General features: G+C 53.5%; 1 protein-coding gene and 1 pseudogene. Both read left to right on the top strand.

Features of this window, described 5'->3' with window-relative positions:
* Positions 1 to 811 (top strand): elongation factor Tu (locus ACIONG_RS30610; protein WP_401304782.1); only part of this gene is annotated, 811 nt, incomplete at its 5' end.
* A 157-nt stretch (positions 812 to 968) separates the two neighbouring features.
* A pseudogene (gene rpsJ / locus ACIONG_RS30605) lies at positions 969 to 1,078 on the top strand (30S ribosomal protein S10); the annotation flags it as partial.

The raw sequence follows: 1,078 nt of genomic DNA, 5'->3' as shown, positions 1-1,078 counted from the left end.
TCCGTACATCGTGGTTTTCCTGAACAAGGCTGACATGGTAGACGACGCTGAGCTGCTGGAACTGGTTGAGATGGAAGTTCGCGACCTGCTGTCCACCTATGACTTCCCAGGCGACGACACTCCGATCATCATCGGTTCGGCTCGTATGGCTCTGGAAGGTAAAGACGACAACGAAATGGGCACCACTGCCGTTCGTAAGCTGGTTGAGACTCTGGATACCTACATCCCAGAACCAGTTCGTATGATCGACAAGCCATTCCTGATGCCAATCGAAGACGTATTCTCGATCTCGGGTCGCGGTACTGTTGTGACTGGTCGTATCGAGCGCGGTATCGTTCGCGTTCAGGATCCGCTGGAAATCGTTGGTCTGCGTGACACTACTGTTACCACTTGCACCGGCGTTGAAATGTTCCGCAAGCTGCTCGACGAAGGTCGTGCTGGCGAGAACTGCGGCGTTCTGCTGCGTGGTACCAAGCGTGACGACGTTGAGCGTGGTCAGGTTCTGGTTAAGCCGGGTTCGGTTAAGCCGCACACCAAGTTCACTGCAGAAGTTTATGTTCTGAGCAAGGAAGAAGGCGGTCGTCACACTCCGTTCTTCAACGGCTACCGTCCACAGTTCTACTTCCGTACTACTGACGTGACTGGTAACTGCGAGCTGCCAGAAGGCGTTGAAATGGTAATGCCAGGTGACAACATTCAGATGACTGTTACCCTGATCAAAACCATCGCGATGGAAGACGGTCTGCGTTTCGCTATCCGTGAAGGCGGTCGTACCGTCGGCGCTGGCGTCGTAGCCAAAATCATCGAGTAATCTCTTTTATAGAGTTAGCTTGATGGATTGAAAAAGCCCCCGCTCAGCGGGGGCTTTTTTATTGGGTTGACACCTATCTGGGGCGTCTATAGAATTGCGCCTCCTTTTAACGGGCGTATTGCGCCCGGTGGGAATAGCAGCCGGAGTCTGAAATCCAATGCACAATCAGCAACTCCGTATCCGGTTGAAGGCTTTTGACCATCGCCTGAGCGACGAATCACCCCCGGAAAGCGTGGAAACCGCGAAGCTTACTGGTGCTCTAGTGCG

The sequence above is a fragment of the Pseudomonas sp. NPDC087817 genome (assembly GCF_044742875.1).
Lineage (GTDB): Bacteria > Pseudomonadota > Gammaproteobacteria > Pseudomonadales > Pseudomonadaceae > Aquipseudomonas.
Note: the sequence above shows the minus strand (reverse complement) of the source record. Positions and strands in the feature narration are given on the sequence as shown.